Source organism: Paenibacillus glycanilyticus (genome assembly GCF_023715145.1).
Classification (GTDB): Bacteria; Bacillota; Bacilli; order Paenibacillales; family Paenibacillaceae; genus Pristimantibacillus; species Pristimantibacillus glycanilyticus_A.
This window is the reverse complement of sequence record NZ_JAMBNP010000032.1, coordinates 1-713: the sequence shown is the minus strand read 5'-3', so window position 1 is coordinate 713 and position 713 is coordinate 1. Positions and strand designations below refer to the sequence as shown.

The following is a 713-nucleotide window of genomic DNA, read 5'->3' as shown; positions in this document are numbered from 1 at the left end:
TTATCGTCGTAGTATCGAATTACTTTTGGTGTTCCACCGAATACCTTTGCAATCGTTTTAGCGATGGATTTATGCTGTTCCGTCGGACGCACTTCAATATCTCTCCTAGCTCTTTAAGTTGTGTTACCCCGCCCATTAGTTGAGAAAACGGCAACTCATAATTTGTGAGCTGCCGTCCTGTCTTTATTGAGCTAATGTTTCCTCGTTAACTTAATGATTCGTCTTGACTATTTGACGTTATGTTCTCATTCCTTTTCTTCACGATAAGCTTTATTAACTTCACGATATCATCTTCAAAGCAGCCCCAAAGTAATAAAATGATTCCGCAAACTATCATAATTATTGAATTATGGAACGCGGTCGTTCCACCCATTTCATTCAAAGCTGTTCCCAGTCGTCCCGGAGGAGTAGTCCAACTTCCTAAAGTGGATGAATGACGTGCTGCCAGAATATATACTCCTAAAAATAAGATTATTCCAGTAAATAATAGAATTCCACCGACAATTATCTTCTTCAAATACGAATTCAACTCCCTTAAACTAAATTTGTCTTATATAAAATTATATTACCACATATTGGAACTAAACTGCCCGTTACTTCAACGAGCAACGGCAACCGTTCATGTGGTCGGCTGCCGTCATTTCGTGGTGCTATCGTTCCCCTTTACTTCAATGAATCCATATGTACTAATTTTTCTCAAGTATAGCAAGTGA

1 protein-coding gene is annotated in these 713 nt (G+C 38.6%); it reads right to left on the bottom strand.

Annotation, left to right across the window (positions count from 1 at the left end; translation table 11 throughout):
* Positions 1 to 205 precede the first annotated feature (205 nt).
* Complete coding sequence (locus M3194_RS30800; protein WP_251657954.1) at positions 206 to 517, bottom strand: hypothetical protein; 312 nt, start codon at positions 515 to 517, stop codon at positions 206 to 208.
* Positions 518 to 713: the final 196 nt, after the last annotated feature.